The sequence below is a fragment of the Methylocaldum sp. genome (genome assembly GCF_039794385.1).
Lineage (GTDB): Bacteria > Pseudomonadota > Gammaproteobacteria > Methylococcales > Methylococcaceae > Methylocaldum.
The window spans coordinates 1-4,675 of the sequence record NZ_JBDIVO010000354.1; the positions used below are offsets into that span (position 1 = coordinate 1).

5 protein-coding genes are annotated in these 4,675 nt (G+C 59.3%); 3 read left to right on the top strand and 2 right to left on the bottom strand.

The features are described from left to right. On the bottom strand, positions 1-470 hold a 470-nt coding region (locus ABJK70_RS20545), incomplete at its 3' end, for a DUF2956 domain-containing protein (RefSeq protein WP_347258947.1). A gap of 156 nt (positions 471-626) precedes the next feature. Here ABJK70_RS20545 and ABJK70_RS20550 point away from each other — a divergent pair. Further along, on the top strand, positions 627-1,739 hold the full coding sequence (locus tag ABJK70_RS20550) for an RNA ligase (RefSeq protein WP_347258948.1): 1,113 nt from the start codon (positions 627-629) through the stop codon (positions 1,737-1,739). Here the strand turns inward: ABJK70_RS20550 and ABJK70_RS20555 are convergent. Continuing rightward, entirely contained in the window at positions 1,698-2,309 is a 612-nt protein-coding gene (locus tag ABJK70_RS20555) for an RNA ligase partner protein (protein ID WP_077729430.1), read from the bottom strand. The two genes, ABJK70_RS20550 and ABJK70_RS20555, sit on opposite strands and share 42 nt — an antisense overlap. A gap of 231 nt (positions 2,310-2,540) precedes the next feature. Between ABJK70_RS20555 and ABJK70_RS20560 the strand changes: the two genes are divergently transcribed. Together ABJK70_RS20560 and ABJK70_RS20565 are read left to right on the top strand one after the other, a co-directional pair. After that, entirely contained in the window at positions 2,541-2,924 is a 384-nt protein-coding gene (locus tag ABJK70_RS20560; protein WP_077729431.1) for a DUF6394 family protein, read from the top strand. Next, complete coding sequence (locus ABJK70_RS20565; protein WP_347258949.1) at positions 2,921-4,633, top strand: NAD-binding protein; 1,713 nt, start codon at positions 2,921-2,923, stop codon at positions 4,631-4,633. Before ABJK70_RS20560 ends, ABJK70_RS20565 begins: the two co-directional genes overlap by 4 nt. The last annotated feature ends 42 nt before the right edge of the window (positions 4,634-4,675 follow it).

The window sequence follows — 4,675 nt, forward strand, 5'->3', positions numbered from 1 at the left end:
TTATAGAAGAACCACCCGGAAAACCCGGCAAACGCCATGGCGGCGGCCAGGGACGCCCAGACGGGCAGGGTGAAAGGACCAAGGCTTACCAGCCATCCGGCGACAAGCGATACGGCGAGGATGCCGGCCATAATGGCGAAGACTCCTCCGCCGAGGAGCAGCATTCCGCTGATACCCGATTCAGCGAGGTCCAACGTGAAATCCGCTTCATCCTCCTCCCGCTGTTGGCCGGTTGACTCGACCTGTTTGAGTTTGAGCGCTTTCTTGCGCACTTTATCCCGTTCCCGGGCCTTGGCGCTCTGCTGTTTCTTGTAAAGCTCGATGCCTTTGGCGATACCTTGCGCCACCAACTTGGTTTGTTCCTTGGTTTGCCCCGGCTTCTGGATACTCCTCGCGACCTTGAGCGCTTCTTCCTGGATGCTTTCGTTGATTTGAGTCTGAATCGACGGTCGAGAATCGGTCTTGGACATGGTGTTTCAGAAGAATGAATTTAATTTCCTCACGTTAGTCCAGGAATGGGGCGTTTGACAATTGCTTTCATAAAGCGAGCCGGATTCAAACGGGTTGCCTCGGCCATCCCAGAGGTCTATTTATTCAAGGTATCGATCTCCCGGAGCTTATTACTCGTGATTTCAGAACCCGCAATCGACGCCGAACGGATTCGAAAGGCCGTGCAATCGGGCAAGGCAGCCGATGCCGAAAGCGGCGGTTTGCGCCATGTCCGATTCGTTCACGATTTCGAGGACATTGCGCGCGGCACCGTCATCTTCGACGAAGGAACCGTTTACGGCTATCCGGCCATCGGACGGCTGCTCGCGCTGCGAACCGGGCTCGCGAAGCAACTTTCCGGTCCTTTCTGGATGGAGGAGAAAATCGACGGTTTCAACATCCGTGTGACCCGAATCCAGAATAGCCTCATCGCTCTGACCCGCGGCGGTTACGTTTGCCCCTTTACCACCGATCGCTTGCCCGATCTGCTGGACACAGCGATTTTCGACGATCAGCCGGATTTGGTGCTGTGCGCCGAGGTCGCGGGGCCGGACAATCCCTATATAGAGAGCGCGCCGCCGTTCATTTCGGAAGACGTGAGGCTGTTCGTGTTCGACCTGATGCGGCGGAACAGCCCGCGCTTTCTGTCTCAAGACGAGAAAATGGAGCTGATCCGCCGGTATGCCCTGCCGTCGGTCGAGATCTTCGGACGTTTCGAAACCAGCGATATAAAACCCATTTCGGACATCCTGAAGCAACTCGACGAGGAAGGCCGCGAAGGCGCCGTGTTCAAGGAGGATTCGCCCCGCCAGCGGCGCACCAAGCATGTCACCGGCAGCGCCAATCTTTCGGACATCCGAACCAGCGTCTACAGCCTTCTGGATTTGTCGCCCGAGTATTTCACCAGCCGAATTCTGAGACTGGCATTGTTTGTCGACGAGCAGGAGCTGGAAGGATTCGACGATTTGAACCGGCGGGCCGGGGCGGCATTCCTGGACGGTTTGCAGGAAGCCATCCGGCAGCACCGCAGCGAAGGCCGGGTTTCCCACCGCTTCCGCTGCCGTTTCCGCGATCCGGAAAACGCCCGCCGCTTGATCAAATATCTGAAACGGGCCTCGGGCCACGTTCAGGTCGTCCAGCGGGAGTTGAAGCCGGAGGGCGGATTCTGGCTACTGGAGTTCGACCGCATCTATCCGTCGCTGAACGGTCTATTGAGCGACTGGCTGGCCGGGAAAGTGGTGTTCGATTAGCGTTTCCAGAACGCTGCGGAGGTTTTCCGGCATCAGGATTTTTACGCCGACCTTGTCGGCCCATTTCCGAAGTCCCTCGTCGGCGGATATCAGGACGCCGTCCAATTCGTACGCCAGCAGCAGCACGTCCATGTCTTCGCGGCTGTCGATGATGCCCTGCCGCAGCGCTTCCCGGTAACGCTCCCTGAGCCGGTTGATGACCCGTCCCGCGTCCTGGATTTCGCCGGTTTCCCGGGCGGCCTTGGCGTATTCCTCGGCGATGTGCTGGCCGCGGTCGATGCGCTTGCGCACTTCTTCGATGAGTTCGTAAACGATCTGGGCGGGAATCTGCAAGTTGAACTTGCGCGGCGAGCGGATGCGTACGCTGGCCTCGAAAGCCGGCGGCAGTTCGCCCATGTTTTTCATGAGGCGGAGCTCGTCGTACACCGAGCGCGGCATGAAACATTCGACGGACGTCTGGCGGACCAGTTCGAGAAAGCCGAGTATGGCGCTCGGCGAATCGACGCCGAATTGGGTGTAGATGTCGGGATTGGTGAAAACGCTGGTATCGAGGACGAAGCGCTCGGTCATGGCGGCTCCTGCGCGGGTTTTGGAAGGTTATAGCCAACCGGGTCGCGAACCGTCAACCGTTACTGCATGCGATTCGTGACCGGCGAGCAATGCTTTTCATTACCCTTGGAATCACCCCGGCCGCACACGTTGCAAACCTGGCATAAGGGGAATATGTTGAATCCGGCGGCCTAAGCCTGAGGAGAATGCCCCGAGTGCGGACGTATCCGCTTATTCACTGAGAGGAGTTGCATGAATCTGGAAAAAGTCGTCTTTGGTTTCTTCATCGTTCTCGCCGCCACGCTCAACTTTGGCTTCTTCGTCGGCGAAATCGACAAGCCTCATCTTCATCATGTCTCCGAGTTGTTCGCCGCCATCGTGGTGAATCTGATCGCCACCGTGCTCAAGTTCGGCGATCGCACGCAGATCGGCGCGATTCATCTGGCCACCAGCCTGGTGGCCGACCTTCAGTTGATCGCCGCGGCCGTGGACTGGGGCTATGCGGTTTATATGTCGGCCGAGGGGCTGACGCCCGGAGCCATGGCCAGCGTGGTTTCGCTTGCCGGCGGTGCGATGCTCGCCAATCTCATTTCGGTGACGATGCTGATCGCCGAGACGGTAATGCTGCGCCGATGAATACAAGCCCGATAAACACCGCCTTTTTTGTCGCGCTCCGCCACATGCGGGCGCCGCTGATCTTCTTGATCGGGATCTTTGCGATTTCGGTGGGCGGGCTGGTGCTGATTCCCGGTGTCGATGCGCAGGGAAATCCCTGGCGGATGGATTTCTTCCATGCGCTTTATTTCATCAGTTACACGGCAACGACCATAGGCTTCGGCGAAATTCCCTACACCTTCACCGATGCCCAGCGACTGTGGGTCATTTTCTGCATTTTCCTGTCCGTGATCGGCTGGGCCTACGTCATCAGCAAGCTGTTTGCCGTGATTCAGGACCGCGGTTTCAAACAGGCGCTGACCGGACAACGCTTCGCCCGTTCGGTAAGAAGGCTGGGAGAACCTTTCTATCTGATTTGCGGTTACGGGGAAACCGGCCAGTTGCTGGCCCGTTCGCTGGATTATCTGAACATCCCGTTCGTGGTGATCGACATCGATCCCGAGCGTATCGACGAACTCGATTTGCAGGATTATCTATTCGATGCGCCAGGCCTGGCCGGAGATGCCCGGCTGCCGAACAATTTGATCATGGCCGGCTTGATCCACCCGAACTGCGTGGGCGTCATCGCCCTCACCAACGACGACTCCGCCAATCTCGCCGTCGCCATCGCGGTACGGCTGTTGAATCCGGAGATTCCCGCATTGTGCCGGGCGACGACGGTCGACGTGGCCGCCAACATGGCATCCTTCGGTACTCGGCACATCATCGATCCGTTCGAGAAATTCGCGGAATATCTCGCGCTGGCGATACGGTCTCCCGGCTCCTACCGACTGCTCGAATGGCTGACAGGGCTGCCGGGCACGGAACTGGCCGCCGAGCGGGTGCCGCCTCGCGGGAATTGGCTGGTGTGCGGCTACGGGCGATTCGGGCAGGCGATCGTTCGTCATATCACGCACGAACAGTTGGACGTAACCCTGATCGACCCGAAGCCGCCCAGCCGCGAAACGGCTCTGCCTTGGGTTCTCGGCGTGGGCACCCGCGCCGAGACGCTGTGCGAGGCCGGGGTGAACGGAGCGGTGGGCATCGTCGCCGGTACCGACGACGACATCAACAACTTGTCGATTGTGGTCACGGCGCGCGAGCTCAACCCCAATCTATTCGTGGTGCTCAGGCAAAACTTGCAGGCAAACCGCGAATTGTTCACGGCTTTCGATTCCGATTTCACGGTGGTTCCGAGCGAAATCATCGCGCACGAATGCCTGGCGATCCTGACGACGCCGCTGCTGTCGCGCTTTCTCGCGATCGTGAAGCGCAAGGACGATGCCTGGGCCGACGATGTCATCGCCCGGATTTCCGCCGTCACCGGGACGCTCGTTCCCGCCGTCTGGAGCGTGACCCTCGATTCTCGGCAGGCCCCGGCCGTCGCGGAGATGATCCACCGCTCGGCGATTGGTTTGGACAGCCTGAAGCGCGATCCCGTCGACCGGAATCGGCAGCTGCCCTGTATTCCGTTGATGGTGGTGCGGGGCGCCGAGGACATCGAGATTCCTGCGCCGGAGCTCATGCTGCGAGAGGGCGACAGCATCCTGTTCGCCGGGATGTCGTCGGCCATTCAGGACCAGCAGTCGATACTCCGCAATCTCAATGTCCTGAATTATGTTTTGTTCGGCACGGAGGTAGCCAGCAGCTGGCTTTGGCGAAAGCTGACCGGCGCCGAGGCGGAGCTCTAAGGGTACAGTCCATCTTGGCCGCCGTGGTGGACGGACCGTTTG